The 20087-nt window shown below is 64.1% G+C and carries 10 protein-coding genes and 1 pseudogene; 4 read left to right on the plus strand and 7 right to left on the minus strand.

Annotation, left to right across the window (positions count from 1 at the left end):
* Positions 1–6 precede the first annotated feature (6 nt).
* Genes vioD through vioA form a run of 4 tightly spaced genes read right to left on the minus strand, consistent with a single transcriptional unit; the run spans position 7 to position 6736 of the window.
* Positions 7–1125, minus strand: a complete 1119-nt coding sequence (gene vioD / locus RBA41_RS03780) for a flavin-dependent violacein biosynthesis monooxygenase VioD (protein WP_510184548.1) — start codon at positions 1123–1125, stop codon at positions 7–9.
* Positions 1125–2414 (minus strand): NADP-dependent violacein biosynthesis oxygenase VioC, encoded by a 1290-nt coding sequence (gene vioC, locus RBA41_RS03785; RefSeq protein ID WP_306621182.1) that lies wholly within the window; start codon positions 2412–2414, stop codon positions 1125–1127. The genes vioD and vioC overlap by 1 nt, the downstream gene beginning before the upstream one ends.
* On the minus strand, positions 2415–5432 hold the full coding sequence (vioB, locus tag RBA41_RS03790) for an iminophenyl-pyruvate dimer synthase VioB (protein ID WP_306621184.1): 3018 nt from the start codon (positions 5430–5432) through the stop codon (positions 2415–2417).
* Positions 5429–6736, minus strand: coding sequence for a flavin-dependent violacein biosynthesis tryptophan-2 monooxygenase VioA (gene vioA / locus RBA41_RS03795; protein WP_306621187.1), 1308 nt, complete (start codon positions 6734–6736; stop codon positions 5429–5431). The genes vioB and vioA overlap by 4 nt, the downstream gene beginning before the upstream one ends.
* Positions 6737–7279: 543 nt before the next feature.
* Between vioA and RBA41_RS03800 the strand changes: the two genes are divergently transcribed.
* A complete protein-coding gene (locus RBA41_RS03800) occupies positions 7280–7423 on the plus strand; it encodes a helix-turn-helix domain-containing protein (protein ID WP_306621189.1) in 144 nt (47 codons plus the stop codon).
* Positions 7424–7494: 71 nt separating this feature from the next.
* Positions 7495–7923, plus strand: a complete 429-nt coding sequence (locus RBA41_RS03805) for an acyl-CoA thioesterase (RefSeq protein ID WP_306621191.1) — start codon at positions 7495–7497, stop codon at positions 7921–7923.
* A gap of 247 nt (positions 7924–8170) precedes the next feature.
* Here RBA41_RS03805 and RBA41_RS03810 read toward each other — a convergent pair whose 3' ends face one another.
* Positions 8171–8482 (minus strand): hypothetical protein, encoded by a 312-nt coding sequence (locus RBA41_RS03810; RefSeq protein ID WP_306621193.1) that lies wholly within the window; start codon positions 8480–8482, stop codon positions 8171–8173.
* A gap of 2392 nt (positions 8483–10874) precedes the next feature.
* Positions 10875–11363 (minus strand): annotated as a pseudogene (locus tag RBA41_RS33400) (zinc dependent phospholipase C family protein); the annotation flags it as partial.
* A 407-nt stretch (positions 11364–11770) separates the two neighbouring features.
* On the opposite strand from RBA41_RS33400, the gene RBA41_RS03820 reads away from it, so the two are divergent.
* The gene (locus tag RBA41_RS03820) at positions 11771–15730 is read left to right on the plus strand and encodes a two-component regulator propeller domain-containing protein (RefSeq protein WP_306621198.1); all 3960 of its coding nucleotides are present in this window, start codon (positions 11771–11773) and stop codon (positions 15728–15730) included.
* Between the two features lie 3 nt (positions 15731–15733).
* Here RBA41_RS03820 and RBA41_RS03825 read toward each other — a convergent pair whose 3' ends face one another.
* Positions 15734–16342 carry a response regulator gene (locus RBA41_RS03825; RefSeq protein WP_306621200.1) on the minus strand — a complete coding sequence of 203 codons (609 nt, stop codon included), beginning with the start codon at positions 16340–16342 and terminating at the stop codon, positions 15734–15736.
* A 336-nt stretch (positions 16343–16678) separates the two neighbouring features.
* Here RBA41_RS03825 and RBA41_RS03830 point away from each other — a divergent pair, with 336 nt between their 5' ends.
* The gene (locus RBA41_RS03830; RefSeq protein WP_306621202.1) at positions 16679–19780 is read left to right on the plus strand and encodes an AfsR/SARP family transcriptional regulator; all 3102 of its coding nucleotides are present in this window, start codon (positions 16679–16681) and stop codon (positions 19778–19780) included.
* The last annotated feature ends 307 nt before the right edge of the window (positions 19781–20087 follow it).

Genomic DNA, 20087 nt, shown 5'->3' on the forward strand with positions numbered 1-20087 from the left:
GTCTCCTTAGCGGCCGAGGGCGTAGCCGAGGCTGGCCATCAGCGCATCCTGCAGCGGCGGCAAGTGGTTGCGGCGGGCATCGAAGCTGGCGGTCAGCTCCGCGTTGCTCAGCCCGACACGCTCGCCCACGGTTTCGAACCACAGGCGGCTGGCGTCGGCATGCTCCTTGAACAGTTGCACCAGTGGCAGCGCGCGGGCGTTGAAACTGGCCAGGGCCGCGGCCGTGCCGGCTTCCGCGCTGAGCGTTTTCACCAGCAGCTGGGCCACCACCACCGCCATGGTGGTGCCATGGCCGATCGAGAAGTGGCCCGATTGCAGCGCATCGCCGATCAGCACGAACTTGCCGTCGCTGGCCACCTCGCGGCTGAGGGTCATGAAGTTGCGCCAGCCCTGGCCCGGCTGGCTGACCAGGCCGTGTTCGCCCAGTTCCGGCGCGAACGTCTTGGCGATATAGGCGGCGGCGTCGCGCTCGGAACGGAATTCCAGCTCGGCTTTGGCATACGTCTCTTCGCTGCACTCGACGATGAAGGTGCTCATCGTGTCCGAGTATTTGTAGGCATGGCCGGCGAACACGCCGTTGCTGTTTTCGCGGAACACCAGGTTCATCTGGTTGAACAGCTGGGTGGTGCCGTACCAGATGTATTTGTTCTTGCCGAATTCGACCCGCGCCGCCAGTGCGGGCGGCAATTCCAGCGATTTGTGATTGATGCCATTCGACACCACCACCAGGTCGTATTCGGCTTCCAGTTGCGCCACGCTCGCCAGCGGCGTCTCGTAACTGACCGGGATGCCGGCCGCCACGCATTTGGCGCGCAGCGCCTGCACCAGCACTTGCCGTCCGACGCCGCACAGCGTGACGCCGGTGCTCATCAGGTTCGGCTGGTCGTGATGCACCAGTTTGAATTCTTCCAGGAATTGCGGATTGAGCAGTTCCGGCTGCTCCAGGTAGGACAGCGGATTGGCGGGATGGCGCGGCGGACGCCCTGGAAGCACCACACCCCAGCCCAGCACCTCTTCCTGGGTATTTTTTTCCACAACGCTGATATCCCAACCAGGTTGGGCTTGCTTCATTTGACTTGCAAAGATCAGTCCAGCTGGGCCGGCGCCGATAACGAGAATGTTCATTAATTTACCCTTCCAAGTTTGTACCAAACGTTTTGCTTCTTCTGGATTTGTTGCAGCACATCGTAGGGAACCGATGTGAAGTACAGTTTCTCCGCCATGTCGGGTGGATAGACACGGGGGAATTTCTTGTGCATGTAGCGGGTGTAGCGGGTTTGCAGGAAAAAAATAAAATTTGGGTTGCTCAGGATTTCGTAGTTGGCGATCGCCATATCCTGCATGGCGTCGGCCTGCACCTTGCGCTGCCGCGTAAATTCGGACAAGACCTGGCCCAGGTCATCGCCATGCTTTTCCAGCAAGGTGACGAAGACGTAGACGTCTTCGAGCGCCATGTTCATGCCCTGCCCGAGGAAAGGGGCGGTCGCATGCGCCGCATCGCCGATCAGCAAGACATTGCCCTTGTAATGAAAGGTGCTGGAGCGGACATTGATGAGGTCGTTGCTGGGCAGGGCGATGAACTGATTCACCAGCTCTTCGCGGCTGGCCGGCGGCAGGATGCCGAAGTAGCGGCTGAAGAATTCCCCCATGACGGCGCGGTCGCGCGTGGCCAGGCTGGGCGTGCCGGTGTAGGGCAGGCAGAGGGCGAAGCTGATGCTGCCGTCCGGAATGGTGGCTGCGCGGCCGGCAAACTGGCCCTTGGAATCCATGCCGAAGAAATACAGCAGATCCTTGCGGAAGCCCAGCTCCGCGGCGTTCGGCAGTACCAGGGTCTTGTAGCCGTGGCGGAAGAAGGATTGCTCGAACTGGAAGCGCCGCATGCCCGCTTGCATGGCGCGCCGCACGGCGGAGTGGGCGCCGTCGGCGCCGATGATCAGGTCGCCTTGCAGATGCTGCAGGGCGCCGTCCGGGCCCTGGATCAGCACGGTTTTCTTTTCCAGGTCCAGATCCAGGCATTTATGCTCGAAGTAATAGTTCACTTTGTGCATGACGGCGTATTTATTCAGCAGGCGCTGAAACGCCGTGCGGTCCAGCGACAATGGAAACAAGCCTTCGAGCGGGGTCAGTTCGCGCACCTTGTGGCTGCCGCCGACCGAAAACGCCATGCCGACGACCGGTTCGCCGCACTGATCGAGCTCCTCCTTGCTGATGCCGGCCGCCAGCACTGCCTTGATGCCGCGCACGGTCATGCTCACGCCAATGGCGCGCGAGTTGACCGGATCGGCGTTGGCTGACTCGGCCCGCAGCGGATCGCCGCGCTTGTCGATAACGTGGACCTCGTGTCCGCGTTGTGCCAGATAAGTGGCGGTCAGGCTGCCCGCCAGGCCGCCGCCCACGATGATGATTTTGTGCATTCAGGCCTCTCTTGACATCTTTCCCCGAGATAAATCGGTCAGTTGCTGATTAAAGAACTCCAACATGTCTATCTGCGCCGTGCCGACCACCCCGGCCTCCAGGCTGCGCGCGTACTGCTCCAGCGCCAGGCATTTCTGCGCCAGCAACCCGCATCCCAGGCTGTAGTCGCTGCTGATGGCGGTGTCGACCGGCCCGGGTACGGGCGGTCCGGCGTTGCGGCCGGGCACACCGGACGGCATGTTCATCAGCGCGGCCGACAAGGGCCGCAGCAAACCGGTCATGATGTCGATGGACGCATTCATCAGGCGCGAACGGCGCAGGCTGCCGAGCGGCTTTTGCGTGAAGTGGTGCGCCATCAGCGCGAAGGTCAGTTCATAGCAGCCCTGGTAGAGCTGCATCAGCGAACGGGCCTTGGGATCGGTCACCACGGTGCAGTCGGCGCGTGCTTCGAGTACCGGGTTTTTCAGCGCCGGCACGGCCGGCTCGAACGGTTTTTCGCGTGCCGAAAAGCGCCCGGCCAGGGCGCGCAGCCGCTGGAAATGCGACACGGCGAAATGGGGCGATTCGACCGCCACCCCTTCGCCCTGTTCAGTGACGAAGTCGATCGCGAACAGCGCGCTGTCGCGGTCGCCAACTTCCAGCTGATAAGCGGGATAGGCGCGGTTGGTGAGCTCTTTGAGGAACAGGTGGTGTTCGCCGCCGCGTTTGCCGCCGTCGGCGCCGAACAGATCGGGCAGATCGGCCACGGCCTGGCGGATCGCCGCATAGAAGGTGGCGATCGATTTCCCGGGCGTGGGAAGATAGTCGGGCCACTCGAAACGCACGAACCTGGCCAGCACATGCTCGGAAAAAGGGTCGAATGCAAATTCCGTGTCCAGGCCGAAGCGCTGGCGCGCCTGCTCTCCGAGCGCCGGGGCGCCGGCGTAAAACGGCTCGCCCAGCGCCATCAGCACATTGTTGACCATCAGGTAGTGAATCATTTCTTCGTGGGCGATCTCGAGCAGGGCGCCACGCGCTCCGCTGTTGCGGCGCCGGTCTTCGGTGCCGCAGGCCAGTTCCAGCTCGTCCGGCACCCAGAGGCCGGCTTCGACCAGTTTGGCTCCCTGTGCATAGTTGGGAATGGCATACGCGGCGTACAGGTACTGCAGCATGAGCGACAGTTCCAGGTCGATCGCCTTTTTCAGCTCGGCGATCAATTCGTCCTTGCAGCCGATGACGTGCGCTGCGACCGCTTGGGGAAGCGTGGACCTGGCGGCCGCTTCGACCTGGGTCAGGTATTTCAGGAACAGGCGCGATTTCGGCAGCGACAGTTCGCGCGTGCTCGGCATGTAATAGCTTTTGTCGCGGTTCTGCGGATCGCACATCTGCCACATCAGGCGCGAATAGGTTTCACACTTGCAGTGGTCCGCCAGGCTGAACACCTTGTCCGACATGAAGGGATAGACCAGCTCGTAGTAGCTCATCACGTGCTGGTAGAGGAAGGCGTAATCGACCTGTTCGGCCGGTATGTCGTCCAGGTGCCAGTCGTCGGGCAGCACCCGGGCGCCGATGAACTGCTGCCCCTTGGCCTCGCCCAGCATGATGCGGGTCGCGCCCGAACGGCGGCCCGTGAGGGTCAGGTCCGCGTAGCCAACCCCCAGCGGCGATGGCGCCACGCGCACGCCGACGATCTCGCCATCCTGCGCCTGCGCCGTCAGCGCCGGATGCGCCGCCAGTTCGCCGCGCAAGCGGCTTTGTACCGTGATCGTCTGCGGAAAGTCCTGCTGCCGCTGGCGGTTGGGCGCTTCAAGATACAGGTGGTTGCTGTCGGACTGCAGCACCCAGTCGGCTTCGTCCCACTGCGCCTGCGCGCTGGCCAGGCTGAGCGAGCCGGAGGCCGTGGCCGGGTGCAGCAGCGGCACATCGAAGACCCCATGATGGCGCCAGTAATCGAGGTACAGCTGTTCCGGGATGCGGGCGATCAGCTTGCCGGTGGCACCGTGCAGCAGCAGGTCGCCCAGCGCCCGCTTGCCGCCCAGGGCATGCGTAGGGTGCTGTTCGGACACGGCGCCGGCCTCGCGCGTGGTGAACGGGACGGCCGTGGGCATATTCACCGAGACCCGGTCAGCATGCACCTTCACCAGTACCGGCCCCAGGCTGCCCTGGCGCGGCAGCAGCAAACGGCCGGCTGGATAGGTGGCCAGCTCGTCGCGGCGCCACAGGCCGATGCTGCCGGCGAGGTCGTAGAACACCGGCGAGTCGGGTTTATGCGGCGTCGACATATTGAATAATGCATACTGGACCGTCAGCCCCAGCACATCCTCGTCGGCCAGTGCCTCTTGCAAGGCGCGCATGCTGGCCGGCAGCGGTATGTCCGGATTGAAGAGGAAATGCGGATCCTGCTTCGCCACGGAAAACTGGAACAGCCTGGAGCGGCCGACATCATCGTCGAGAAAATGCCCGTGGCGCTCGCTGATATGGCCATTGCCGACCCAGCGTACCGAGTGCGCCTGCCCGATGTCGGCACTGAACAGGCTCGGTGTGTTGGGCGTGGCTTGCTTGCCGCTCAGCGTGAACTGGCCCGCGTAAATGAGGGTGGTGTCCGGCTCGGCGGGGTTGTTGTCGACCCATCTGGCGCGGTTGACCGTGGTGCGCAGATAGTCGTTGTAATGTCCCCACAGGGCCAGCTTGGCACCCACCAGCGCATCCTCGGTATCGACCTCGCCATCGCGCAGCTGGACGCCGGTGATCCTGGCGTTTTCCCACGAAAAGTGATTGTTGCCGCAAAAATTGTAGCCGGCCGCCTCGCTGAAGATGCCCTCCGGATCCGGCTTGCCCGCCGCATTGAACCTGGGGGCAAGCTGTTTCAGGTGCTCATGGAATTCGGACGGCGGGCGGCGCAGATCGAATGGTTCACCCGCGATCGATACCGCATTCGTGGCGATATCGATGTGACCGTGCGTATTGCGGTTGGCAGTCGGCACATTGGCGCGGGCAAATCCCCGAAAATGAAAGCGGGGAAAGTCAAGAATGCTCATGCGCGCTCAGTCAGGGAGGTGGAGAGGGTAAAGTCGTCCGCGGATTGTTCCGCCGGATGGCTGAGCCGTTCCAGCAACAGGCGGGTGGCGTGCCCGGCGCTGATCAGGCTTCCTTCCATCCAGCCGCAATGCGCGGTGTAGGCGTCCGAACAGGAAATGATGCCGTTCCGGTGGAGCAGGGTGGCCGGATGCTCGGCTTCCGGCTCCAGGCTGAACTCGACGCCATGCGGCCAGTGCTTGTAAAAATGCGCCTTGATCTGCGGCAGCGGCTGGCCGTTCAGCGGCAGTACTTCTTTCAGATGGTGGCGGACGCGGTCCAGGTAAACGTCTTCCCCTTGCTCCAGGTACTCCCGCCAATAGGTGGCACTGGCGCTGTCGGTGTAGAACACCAGATATTTGTCGCCCTTGAAGTAGATTTTCCGAAGAGGATTATCGGCCATCAGCACTTTGTCGGTCAGCCCGAGCGCGTCCCACCAGGCCGTTTCGAAGGTCAGGAAGCCCTTGAACAAAGGCAGGGAATCGTACTGGAAGGGACTGAAGGCGGCCGGAAAATCCACGTTCAGGCGCTTCATGGCGGTCGGCGGGAGGGTCGTGATCACATGGCGCGCCCGGTGCAGCTGGGTATCGCCCATATGACGGAAGGCGAGGACATGGTCGGCGCCGCTCTTTTCAACCGACAGCAAGCGATGTCCCAGCCGGAATTCCACGCCGGCGTCCTGTGCCTGGCGCTGCAACTGGCTCAGCAGCTCGCTGTAGCCGTCGGTGGCATAGCGCCACTCGTTGGCGGCGTTTTCGGTAAAGCTTTGCGTTTCCGGGTGCTTTTTGATGATGTCGTAGGCCATGGCTGCCGAGACGACCGGCAACAGCAAGGCGTCATAGCCGGTCGCCTTGATCATGCGGGTCGCTTCGGCGGCCCCCAGGTATTGGCTGACGAATTCAAGGAAGGAATCATTCGGATGTTCTTTCAGCATCGCACTCAGGCTCAGCAGGGTTGCCTTCAGTTTCTCCTGCGCCTGATCGAGCGACACCACCTGGGTGAACGGGTAGGTCGCATGGGCCAGTCCGCATTCCCGCATGAGTTGCTCGAAATGCGGATGGAGCTGCGGCGAGTAGCGGGCGGCGCCGAGTTCGGCGATTTCCTCCTCGTCTATCTTGCGCGACTGGATGCGCCCGCCCACCATCGTATCCATGTCGAACACCCTGATCCGTAAATTCTTGCCGGCGGCGGCGTGGATCAATTGGGTCGCACAACTGAGGCCCCCTATGCCGGCGCCAACTATGCAAATGTCAGAATAATTTGTCATCCAGAATCCTTTTAGTTAATCAAGAACCGGTAACCAAGGTGCGTCCGCCGTGTTGCGGCATGTCGAGAGGCGCAGCGTGCAACCCGCATGCCGAGCGTGACCGGCTGTGGGATGAAGTGCGTCCGTCGACAACCGGCGTGGTTGACGAATGGTCGATTTTGCTTAGCGTGTTTTCTGTTGCCGGGCCAACGGCCCGCCGCTTCTATGGCAAGCGGGTGATGCTGAAGAACGAGTTTCGATTGCGAATTCACCTGCGTGTTTCTCATTGCCGTCATGCCGGATCCACACGACAACATGCTGTTGCCCATCCGGAATTCTTGCCTATTTGCAAAGGCAGCTCGACTTTACATATACCTCTTTGTGGATGTAGCTATCAAGTTGTATAGGTAGGCGGCGCCAGTCGTTCGCTGGTACTACGTGGACCGACAAGCGCTGTGCCGATTTGGAGCGGTGGCGACTGGATACCGGCACAGCGCCGTCGAAACCCGACGAGGGTAAGCAGGAATTCACCTGCTGGAAAAGCCTGGAGCGCCGGCGCAGCTGTTGCTGCGCATGGAGGCCGCGCGCGGCTTGCTCGCACGCCCAGGCATGCCAGTCAAGCGCGCCGCCAGCCAGAGCGGCTTCGGCAAGGAGTACAATCTGCGCCGCGCCTGTGCCGCGCAACTGGGCGTGGTGCCGAGCGACTAACAGGCGCCTGGTAAACAAAATGCTGCCGGATGACACCTGCAATCGCACAAATCTAGTGAAAAGGGACTGTTTTGGACTGGGACCATGTAAATCCGTTTGTGCAGACGATCACGCCCCAGCCAGGGGATATCGACGGGCTCAATCACACCAACAATGCCGTGTATGTTCAATGGTGCGAACAGGTCGGCTGGGCGCATTCGCACAAGCTTGGTTTGACCCTGGACGATTACCGCCGCCTGGACCGGGCGATGGCGATCCGGCGCGGCGAGTATGACTACCTGCTTCCCACCGTTCTCGGTGAGCCCCTGACGCTGGCCACCTGGCTGACCGGTGGCGATGGCAAGATCGCGATGGAGCGCCGTTTTCAACTGATCAGGGACAGCGATGGTGTGACTGTCCTGCGTGGGCGATGGGATCTGGTGTGCATTGAAATAAGCAGCGGCCGGGTGCGGCGCATGCCGTCCGAGTTTCTTGAGGCGTATGCAGTCGTCGCGCGGTAAGCGGCTTGAACAGCCGGTACGAGGGAGGGATGCAGAGTACCGAGCCTGGGTGCCTGTCCATGTGGCGCGGCGGGTGGTACAGAGAACCACTCGGTGGTGTAGGGCAAATCGATCGCTTGCTTGAGGCCGAACTTGGTGTCATAGCTCAGGCCGGCTGCTTGATAGGCGGCTGGATTGCGTGCCTGCAGGATTGAAAATTCGCCACGGTGGAGGGGCGTGCTGCGCTTGTTCGTGCCATAAGCGACCTTCACGTGGAGTTGCGGCGCGTCATCGTCGAACACGGCGAGAATGAGTGCTGGTCGTGGCTTGGGTCGTGGGTTGATGTTGTCCGGAAAATGACACCAGACAATCTCTCCGGCGGTGGGCCCGGCCCACCATCGGCTTCGTACTGAGGGAGTAATTTGACTGCGAGCTCATGCAGCGCTATGTGGATCGCCTGAGTCTCAGCGACGCCCAGCTGTTCGGCAATCCGCCGGGCTGTTTCGCGCGTTATACCTGTCGCGCTGTCGGTAGTGCGGTAGCGAAACGATATCTGATTGGAAATGGCACGTGTAGACATGGAAGTCTCTCCTTCTCAAGATACTCTTGAAGATATCGAAAGGTTCACGAATTCTCCAATGTCGTCCCTTGCGGCGGCGCCGCGCCTTGTCTGCCAAGGGACGGTACCGCCGCAGGTTCGACGCCCGGATTCTGGACCGGATGTGTCAGAACGGATCGTAGGGATTCAATCGGACCCGGTTGATGATACTGCGCCAGGAGAACAGCGACGAACTGTCCGGATTCGCCGACGCTGTTGTCGCGCAGCGATTGTCATCAGGCGCGGCCGTCCCGTCCTGCCTGAAGGCGACCGGGAAGGGATTGTTTTTGCATTCGGCAAAAGGATACTTGCCTGCAACGAGCGGGTGACGGGCCAGCTCGCCATTCATCGGTCCGTCGAACAGCCGTAAAAAGACCGACTTGCGCAGTTCCGGATCGACAAACAGGCCGAACCCGGGACGCGCCTGGGCGGGCCCGTAGCCGAACCGGCGCTTGCCGTCGGCCGGTTGCGCCTTGCCGTCGGCGCGCGCGTACGGCAGGCCGAACGGTTGCCATTGCTGGTTGCCGTCGATCGAGCGAACCATGTCGAACAGGACCGAGTCGCGCCCTGGCGAGACCGGCGTCAGCACCCGGTCAGGGTCGCCTCCCAGCACCCACACCAGTCCCTTGACCGCGCGCGTGTCGAGCAAGGCCAGTTTCGACAAGGTGAGCGCGTTGCCCAGCGCATTGAACTGGTCGGGATCGAGCCGGTTATCGCGCAAGTGCATGTCGATGTCGATATTGTCGGACAGCTTGGTAAAGACCAGCAGCTGTTTTCCGGCGGCGTCGCTGGTACTGGCAAATGCGGCGTTCATCTTGTCCTTGCTGGCCAGGGCGGGCGTGGCCAGCAGTTCGATGAATTCGCCGGACGTCGCATCGGGCGCGACCAGTTTCGCGAACTGAACGGTTGCATTGGAGGCTTCCTGCCTGATGCGCTCGCTGATGTCCGATTTCAGCTTGAGGTAGCGGGTGAAGAGCTCATTGAAGGGCGGCGGCAGGATCTTGACGACCAGCTTGTTGGCTTCGCTCTCGATTTTTGTCAGGAAGGCTTCCGTGGCGCATGTGGCCTGCCCAAGCTGAACCGGAACCGAGGTGTAGGCAGTGCCGTAGCACTTCCACCACTCAAGGTAACTGGACACGAAATGGGATTTTCCGTCGAGCATACCCATGCTGATGCGGTGCGACGCGAGAATATATTCCTTGCCTGCGATGTCCATCCCCTTGACCCAGTTCTTTGCATAAAAAGACAGGATGTCGGAACGGTCGATCAGGTCGGCCAGGCTTTGCTTGATGGCTTGCGCGTTGACGACCGACTCGCGCAGTTTGGCGATCTCGGCGGCCAGCGCATCGGCCTTGTCGCGCGATTCCCGCGTTGCCGCAAGTTCGAGCTTGAGGCGCGCGGTTTCCACATCGTGGATGGTTTGCGCCGCCAGCCTGGCCGCGTCCAGCGCGGCGGTCTGGGCCGCCGCCGTCGCCTGCTCCTTGAGCTTGCTGGCCTCGGTCGCCGCGTGCGCCGCCGCGTCCAGGCCTGCCTGCGCAACGCGGGCTTGCGCATTGGTCAGGTCGTTCTGCGCTTTGTTCAGTTGTCCTGTCACATGGGTATAGGCATCGTTGACGGCGTCGACCGCCTCGCACACCGTCCTCTCTGTTGGTCTGCAAACATCGCGGCATAGCGGGTTCCACCTGCCGCCTGGACAGATCAATGAGCAGATCACCGCCCCGGCCACGGTGCGGCAGGCTTGCCTGGCGATCGTGGCGGGGGTATTGAGCACCTGGGTCTGCAAGTTGGTGATGCTGTTCTGGAGCGACGCCGCCGCGCCGATCGCATCGGTCCCGACCTGGCGCGCCGCTTTGGCTGCTTCCCGCGCCGCCAGGGCATCGAGGCCCGTCAGGTTAATCAGCTCCTTATTGGCCTGCAAGTCGTTCACCGCTTTCTGGAACGCCGCGTTGGCCTTGTCCGCCACAGCCTGCTGAACGTTGAGCCGGGCTTCATTGACGCCCAGCGCCTCGCGTGCCACCTTCAGCTGGACCTCGCCGGTGGCCAGCTTGAGGTTGACTTCAGTGATGGTCACGAGCAGCTCGGCAAGCAGGCGGGCCGCATCGCGTTCGAGGCGGTCGAGATTGTTCGCAAGGTCGCCCACGCTATGGTGCAGCGTGTACATCGCGGGCACGTGCAACGCCACGCCCGACTTGCGGGCCTGGCGTGCGGCATCGGCATGATGCAGCAGCTTGTCGCGCAAAAACTCCGCCGGCGGCGGCGGCAGATTGGCGTTGAACTGAAAGCCAGGGAGCCTGGAATCGATATATTTTTCAAGCAGGAAATGGCGGCGTTCGACCGCGCGTTCATCGCCCAGGTCGAAGATATCGCCCGAATAGGCGTTGACATACGAATGGGCGAACACATCCGATGCGGCGTGCACGACGTAGCCGGCCGCGAACGCCAGTTCCGGCCCCCGTGGCGACTTGGCGTACATGTGGATAAGCCAATCGTTGGTCTGCCAGTCCTGCTCGATGCCCGGATGGGTGGTTACCTGGCCGGTGATCACGTCCGGGAATGCATCCGGCCCCAGCACGCCGCTGAGGAAGGCATTCGGATGGGCGCGTACGCTGGCGCACACGTCGGCGTTGACAGACACCGATACGCCTTTGATCGTGGCGCGGCAGGACGCCTGGATATTCTCCAGCAGTTGCTGGCCGATCCAGATATGCGTCTTGAGTCCGAAGGCCGATGTCAAGCTCGGCAGCAGTGCCAGCACACACAGCACCAGCGTTTTGGCGAGCGCGGCCCGCAGGCCGTGCGCGCTGGCCGGGAATGGACCCGAACAGACCGGCATTGCGCGAAATTCTGTAGCGAAACGATTCATGAACGTCTCCCGTTGTCGTTGTCAATACACGCACGCCGGTCTCCGCATATTTCGTGCCATAAATTTTATTCGGCGTAAATTCAAGGAGTTAGCATCCTCCATGGGGCTATTTCCCGAGCTTCCTGTAAAGAATATCGACATGGCCTCGCGCCGATCCGCTCCCGGCCTGGCGATGTCCAACCCTCCATCTTTCACCTGAGCACGCGATTTTTCGGGCACACTATGGGGTATCGCCTCGAATCAGAACCAACTCAGCTTCCCGCATGCAAGTTGCATCCTTCTCCCGGGTCCGGGCGACGCCACCGCGGCGCTCGCCTGCCTTGCTGCGCGCCCCGGTGGGCGCCAGGACAACCTTCGGCTCTTTCAGCAGGCAACTTGTCGTACCGAACGTCAATGCAAGAAGGGTAGTGGCCGCGCTGTCAGGCCCGGCAAGCGTGGTGCGCTGGCTGCGCGCCGTCGTCCTTGGCTGCATGCTCCTGATCGCCAGCGCGGCAGCCACCGGCGCCACGACCTCGCCGCTGCGCTTCAACCGGCTCGAGGCGCTCGGGCTGGACGAACAGACTGTCGTCGCCATGCTCCAGGATCGCCAGGGCTTTGTCTGGATCGGTACCGCCAACGCCGGCCTGTACCGCTTCGACGGCTACCGCATGGTCCATTACGTCAATGCCCCCGACAAACGCCGCAGCCTGCCCGGCGACGCCGTCCTGGCTTTGCATGAGGATCGGGCCGGCCGCATCTGGGCCGGTACCGATGGCGGACTGGCGCGCTTCGAGCCGCGCTCGGACGACTTCACCCTGTTCGCGCCGCCTGCCGGTCCCAACAACCATCGGGTGGTCAAGGCCATCGTGCCGGACGGCGCCGACGGCATGTGGCTGGCCACCTGGGGCGGCTTGCAGCACGTCGATCCGGTGCGCGGCCGCTTCCGCCAGTTGGTGCACGACCCCGCCAATCCGGCCAGCCTGTCGAGCAATGATGTGAACGCGATCACGCTCGACGCCCACGGCGGCGTGTGGGCCGCCACCTGGGCGGGCGGGCTCGACTACCTGGCGCCGGGCGCGTCCGCGTTCGTCCATCACCGGCTCGACGCGCCGCGCGCGCCCGACCCCGGCATGAACCGGGTGCGCGCCCTGCGCACCGGCCCCGCCGGTACGCTGTGGATCGGCACCGACCGCGGCGTCGTCACCTGGGATCCGGCACGCGCGTGGCAGTCACGCCGGCCGCTCGCTCTGGCACCGACCCGGGTCAACGCGTTCTACCCCGATAAGGGCGGCGTGATGTGGATCGCGACCCTGACCGGCCTGGTGCGCTGGAAGGGCAGCGACGCCGGCATGACGATCTTCACCCACCGCGCCGCCGACGCGCACAGCCTGCCGAGCGACCATATCCGGACGGTGATGCGCGACCGCGGCGGCATGCTGTGGGTGGCGGTGCAGACGGACGGCATCCGTCTGGCCAATCTGAACAGCGAAGGCTTCGTGCGCTACCTGCCGCACGATGCGCAGGGCGCTGGCGAGCCGGTCAGCAACGCCATGCTCAGCATGGCGCAGGCGCCCGGCGGGCGTCTCTGGCTGGGCGGGCGCAGGGGCTTGTCGCTGTTCGCCCCGGGCAGCGGCGCCGTTTCCGCCATCGCGCGCGGCGCCCTGGGCGACAGCGCCATCCATGCCCTGTACCAGAGCCCGGGCGGACCGCTATGGCTGGGCACCTCGTCGGGCCTGTGGCGCATGGACCCGGGCAAGGCGCCGCTGCCTGTCGCGCAGGTCACGCAACCCGGCACGAATGCCATCAATGCCATCGCGCCGGGCCGGGGCGGGGTACTGTGGCTGGGCACGGGCGACAGCCTGATTCGCTACGACAGCGCCAGCGGTGCGCAGCGGATTTACCGGCACGACCCGGGCGACCCGGCCAGCCGGGCGGTCGACGGCAGCAGTTGCCTGCTCGAAGACAGCCGGGGCCGCCTCTGGGTCGGGTCCGAATACCATGGCGGCGGCCTCGACATGCTCGACCCGCGCAGCGGCAAATTCCTCCATTTCCGCCACGATCCCGCACGCGCCGACAGCTTGCTCGACGACCGGGTGCGCACCCTGTACGAAGACCGCGACGGGCGCATCCTGGCCGGCAGCGCCGGCGGCCTGAACGTGGTCGAGAGCGCGGCCGACGGCACCCCGCGCCTGCGCTCCATGACCGGCGCGACGGGGCGCTGGACGCCCGCCATCGCGGCCATCCTCGACGACGCCGCCGGCCGCATCTGGGTCAGCACCGCAAGCGGGCTATCCGTGCTCGATCCGCGCAGCGGCGCGTTGAGCCATTTTCATGTGGGCGACGGCCTCACGGGCAATTTCCGCGGCGGCGTGGCGCTGCGCGGCGGCGACGGCGAACTGTATTTCGGCGGCGCCAAGGGCATCACCGCGCTGCGGCCCGGGGCGGTGCGCGCGGCGTCAACGCCGCCCCAGGTGGCCATTGTCGGCATCCATGTCCTGAGCGGGGCGGCGCAACCGGGCCAGTTCGATGCCGGGGTGGTGCTGGACGCCGCCGGCAGCGCGCCCATGCGCCTGGACGTGGCGGCGGGCGAGCGCGGCTTTGCCGTCGAGTTCGCCGCATTGCATTACAACGACCCCGGCAAGAATCGCTACGCCTACCGCCTGGCCGGCTTCGAGCGCGACTGGGTGCGCACCGATGCCACCCACCGCCGCGCCACCTACACCAACCTGGACCCGGGCCGCTACCGCTTCGAGGTGCTGGCCGCCAACGACCAGGGAGTCTGGAGCGCCCAGGCGGCCGCCATGGTGGTCACGATCGCACCGCCATTCTGGAAAACCTGGTGGTTCCGGGTGCTGGCGGCGGCGCTGCTGGGCGGCCTGCTGCTGGCCGCGCTGCGCCTGCGCGTGACCTTGCTCACGCGCCGCCGCAACGAGCTCGAAAAGCTGGTGATCGAACGCACGGCGGAGGTGCTGCTGCAAAAGGAAATCATTGAAATCGAAAAAGCCGAAGTCGAGCGCCAGAAAACGCGGGTCGAGCAGGCGCACCGCAATATCCTGTTTCTGAGCGAAGTGGGGCGGCAACTGTCCGCCACCCTCGATCCGGAAGCGGTGATGCTCACCGTCTACGAGCAGGTGCGCTCGCTGATGGATGCCAGCGTCTTCGGGATCGGCATTTGCCGGCCGCAGCCGGGGCCGATCGCACTGGCATTCTGGATCGAGCGGCAGCGGCGCGTGCCGCCGCAAGACGCCATGAGCGATCCCGACCGGCTGGCGGCATGGTGCGTGGAACGCCAGACCGAGGTGGTGATCAATGATATCGACCGCGAGCTTGCCCCTTACCTGGCGCCTGGCGCGCCGTGCAGGCAGGGCCACGCGCATGGCGAACGGCCGCGCTCGCTCCTATTCGTTCCCATGCTGATCAACGCACGCGTGTTCGGCGTGCTGACGGTGCAAAGTTTCAGCAAGCACGCCTACCAGAGCGTGCACGTCAACCTGCTCAAGGCGCTTGCCTCGCACGTGGTGGTGGCGATGGATAACGCCAATGCCTACCAGCAGCTGTCGCAGGCGCTGGACGCGCTGACCCGCACGCAGCAACAGCTGGTGTTGCAGGAAAAGATGGCATCGATCGGCACCCTGACCGCCGGCATCGCGCACGAGATCAACAATCCCGTCAACTTCGCCCACGCCGGCGCGCAAGTGCTCGAAGTGACCCTGGAGCGGTTCCGCCGCTTCCTGCTCGAGCTGGCTGGCGAGGAGAGCGGGGAGGCGGTGCTGGCCAGCCTCAACCAGCGTATCGACGAACTGGTCGGCCAGCTCGCCACCATCGTCGACGGCACCTCCCGCATCCGCACGCTGGTGGCCGACCTGCGCACGTTTTCGCGCCAGCAGGACAGCCACAAGGTTCCGGTAGCCATCGGCGCGACGCTGTTATGCACGGTCAACCTGGTGCGCACCTATTTTTCGGACGAGACCGATATCGGCTGCGAGCTGGAGATCGATCCGGTGATCGAATGCCGGCCGGCGCGGCTCAACCAGGTGTTCATGAACCTGATCGTCAATGCCTGCCACGCCATCCGCAGCAAGCGTGCCCAGCACCCCGGCGCGGTTGCGGGCGTGCTGCGCATCCGCAGCCGCATCGAGCGCGAGCTGCTGTGCATCGATTTCGAGGACAACGGCTGCGGCATCCGCAGCGACCTGGTCGGGCGCATCTTCGATCCGTTTTTCACCACCAAGGGAGTAGGGGACGGCACCGGGCTGGGTTTGTCGATCTCTTTCGGCATCGTGGAGGAGCATGGCGGCGCCATCCTGGTGCGTTCAAGCGAAGGCGAGGGCAGCTGCTTCACCGTGCAGCTGCCGCTGATCGCGCAAGGCCAGGGCTGCGCCGCCTGACGCTCAGCCCGGCCGGTCCTGGCCCGTGCCGCGCAGGGCGCGCAGTTCGGCGTCGAGCGTCGCCATCTCTTCATTGGCTTGCCTGACTCCCGCCAGCAATTCTGCCGCCTTGCCCGAGCGGTCGGACCACTGCGCTTCGAGCTCCTGGTGAAATTGCGCGAGCTGGCGCTGGCTCTCGAACGACGCCACCGCAATGCGCACGGTCAGCAGGAACTCGGCGGCATCGAAGGGCTTGGCGATGAAGCGATAAATCTCGCCCTTGTTGATGGCGTCGACGATCGCGTCCAGGTCCAGGTAGCCGGTCACCAGGATGCGCCGTGCCTGCGGCAGGCGCGGGAGGACCTGCTCGAACAGGTCGACCCCGGTCATCTTCGGCATGCGGTGATCGCTGATCACGCAGGCGAGCATGCCGGTGTCGGCCATGTCGTCGATCAGCGCGAGCGCTTCCTGGCCGTCATTGGCTTCGATCAGGTGAAAATACGGCCGCAAGATGGCGGCCATCACCGAGACATTGGAATCCTTGTCGTCGACGATCATCACCGTGTGCCGAAAGACGCGCTGCGCCAGGTCGCTTTCGATCCTGGCAAGACGTTCCTGCTTGAAAATGGCCATAGGTTGCTTGAAGAGAGTGGGGCCGCATGAACGATAGCGTTGCATGCAGGGTAGCGATCCTTATACACAAATTCATATAAGCGGTCAACGCGGCACGGGTGACGCCGCGGCCGCAACAGCGCGCGGGCGATGAACTGGGGAAACCCACATCTTTCCTTATACGTCAATCTGTTACGTCGTTTTTTTGAGCGGCTGAAATGGCACTTGCGCGAGTTCACGCAACTCACTATGCTTACATTATTGTTTCTATCACAACCTTTTCGGGGCAGATGGCGCTCAGTGACTTACGCTAAATTAGAACGGCCGCGACTGCACAACGCCTACCTGCGACCGCGTTTGTTCGAGCAACTTGCCGCCCTGTGCGCGGCGCACCCCATCATCTGGATCAGCGCGCCGCCGGGGGCAGGCAAGACCACGTTGACAGCCACCTTCCTGGCGCACAGCGCGCCGCCCACAGCCTGGTGCCAGCTCGACGAAGGCGACTCCGATCCGGCGACCCTGTTCTTCTTCCTCGGCGAAGCGGTGCGCGAGATGGAGTGCGCCCAGGCCGCAGCGGCACCCGCGCTGCGCGAGCATCTGCCCACGCCGCTCGAGCAGGTATTTTTTCGGGATTTTTACGGCAAAATGCCCAGGCGCAGCGTGCTGGTGCTCGATAACGCGCACGAGTTCGACTGGCACAATGCCGGCGGCCTGCTCGAAACGGCCCTCAACGCCGTTCCCGCGAATGTGAATGTGATCGTGCTCAGCCGCGAGCCGCCGCCGCCGCGCCTGAGCCGCATGGAACTCGACGGCCGCATCGCCACCCTCGGCGCGCGCGATCTGCGCTTTACCGCCGCCGAAGCGCTCGAGCTGGCCCAGCCCACTCCCGCGCACGCGCAGGAATTTCATTGCCTGGTCGAGCAGCTCGACGGCTGGGCCGCGGGCATCATCATGTTGCGCAACCACCTGCATCATGCCCAGCCCTCGGCCACGCCCATCCTCGACAGCAAGGACGCGGTATTTCGTTATTTTGCAGGGGAAATCTTCGACCGCATGCCGGCCGACGCCCGGCGCCTGCTGCTGTTGCTATCGTGCCTGCCGGGCGTGACCTGCGCCGACGCCGAGCAATTGACCGGATCGGACGCGGCTTCGCAACTGCTCGAAACCCTGTACCGCAACCGCCTGTTCGTCGAGCGCCGCGGCGACCAGCCGTACACCTACCATTTCCACGGCTTGTTCAGCGAATTTCTGCAATTGCAGGCGCGCCAGGGGCTGGCGAGCGTGGAGCGCCACGCCTTGCTGGTGCGCGCCGGCGCCATGTTCGAGGGGCGTGGACGGATTGACGAGGCCGCCAAACTGTATCAGGATGCGCAAGCCCACGAGGAACTGGCCGGCTTCCTGTTGCGCCGCGCCGCCGAGATGCTGGCGGCGGGACGGGCCCACACCTGGCGCGAATGGATGAGTACATTGCCGCCCAGCCACACCGACATGGCGCCGTGGCTGTGGTACTGGCATGGCGTGTCGCTGATCCAGGTGGCGCCGCTGCGCGCGCGCCGCATGTTGCAGCGTACCGCGCACAGTTTCGCCGACGCCGGCAACGATACGGCCCTGCTGGCCACGGTGGCGGCGATCATCGACAGCTACGACCATGAATGGACCGGGCTGGAAGCCTTGCCCGCCTGGATCGACCGGCTCGGCGAGGTGCTGGCGCGCTGCGACCTGGCGCGCATGGACCCGCTGCTCGACTTGCGCGCGCACTCGCGCCTGATTCTCGCGCTGCTGCTGGTCAAGCCCGACTCGCCCTTGCTGCCCCCGGCGGCCGAGCATGCGCTGCGCGCGCTCAGGAATGTCGACAGCCCGTTCGAAAAACTCATGGCGGGCGCGATCCTGCTGCGTTACTTCGACTGGAACGCGGCGCGCGATGCCGCCCAGTGGCTGGTGGCGGACCTGAGCCGGATCGCCGAGGATGCGGGCGTGAGCGCCTTTCACCGGGTCTGGTGGTACGGCCGGGTGGCGCGCTGGTACAGCAAGGACGGCAAATACAGCGAGGCCGAAAAAAGCGCCGGCGACGCGCGCAGCATCGTCGCCAGCTTTGGCCTGAATCCCTTGCTGTTCCAGTTTCTCGAACTGGACCATCTGCTCGGCGTGCGCGACCTGCCCGCCGCGCGCGCCTTGCTGGACCGGGTGCGCCCGGCCCTGGTTCCCACCAGCAAGACCGACTGGATCGAGTTTCATTCCCTCGACATGCAATGGCATGCGCTCTCGGGCGACATTCCCGCGGCCGTGCAGGCGGCGCTGGCCCTGATGGGGATGAGCGCCGAGGTGGGCATCGCCAGCGCCGGGCTGGCCCGCTCGGAAGCCTTGCTGGCCGCCCTGTACGCGCTGGCCGGCGACGTGGAGCAGTCGCAGGCCTGGTTCGGCAAGGCCGCATCGCACGCCTACGGACATGATGCGCTGCTGGTGGAGGAAGCGCGCCAGTTCGTGCTGGCCTACCTGTGCTCGGCCGGCGGCGACGAAGCGCTGGCCGCGCGCATGTTGCGGCCGGTGCTGACGGCGCACCGCTTGCGCCAGTCCAGCCGGCTGTTCGCCGCGATCCCGGTGCTGGCCAGCCATCTGGCGGCGCTGGCGCTGAAATACGGCATCGAAACCGAGCACGTGCGCGCCCTGGTGATCCGCCAGCAGTTGCCGGCGCCGCAGCGCCGCTCGCCGAACTGGCCGTGGCCGGTCGCCGTGCGCACCCTTGGACAATTCGAGCTGACCCTGTTCGGGCAGCCGCTCGTTGCGAACGGCAAGGCGCAACAGCGCCCGCTGCTGCTGCTCAAGGCCCTGGTCGCGGGCGGCAACGCCAGCCGCCCTCAAAAAATGCTGTGCGACCAGCTCTGGCCCGACGGCGACGATCCGCGCGCCGCCCTGCACATCACGGTGCACCGCCTGCGCAAGCTGCTGCAGGGCGACGACCTGGTCCTGATGACCGCGGGCGCGGTGCAATTGGCACCCGACAGGGTGTGGTCCGACGTGGCGCTGCTGGCCGACCTGTGCGCCGAGGTCGACGGCTTCAGCGAAACGACCTCGCTGGCCTGCGTCGAGCAGGCCAGCGTCGCCTTGCTCGGCATTTACCTGGGCAGCTTTTGCGACGACGGGGAGGGTGGGGCGATGGCGGCGGCGGCGATCCGCTGGCGCAACCGGTTCCTGACGGCAAGCACGACCCTGGGACGCCTGCTCGAACATGGCCAGCGCTGGCATCATGCGCTGGCCCTGTATCAGCGCGCGCTCGACGCCGAACCGCTGGCCGAAAACCTGTACCGGGGCGCGATGCGCTGCGCGATCGCGCAAAACGATGCCGGATCGGCCCTGAGCACCTACCGCAAGTGCAAGGAAATGCTGTCGATCGTCATGGGCCGCCAGCCATCGGCCGAAACGGAACAACTCGCAAACCAGCTGGGTTTTCGCACCCAATAATACTGCGGCAATTTCCCATCACACATATATAGAGCGCGGCCGCGACTGGCCCGCTATCGAATCACGCTCGCTTTTCTATAAATAAAGTGTTATCGAGAGAATGTGTGAGTTTTTCCTCCAATTAATGCTTTGCGCATAAATCATATCCATTGCGAAATATTAATTTCGTAATGAAATTAATATCCCACCCGATTTAAATAAATCCGCGATTTTTATCGGGTTTTCGGCAATCCGTATGTGATCTGTAAGTCGGCGCCCCCTAGTATCTGTTGCGAGAAAAACACGCCGCCACCTGCGCAAATATCGA

The organism is Massilia scottii, assembly GCF_030846495.1.
Lineage (GTDB): Bacteria > Pseudomonadota > Gammaproteobacteria > Burkholderiales > Burkholderiaceae_D > Telluria_A > Telluria_A violaceinigra.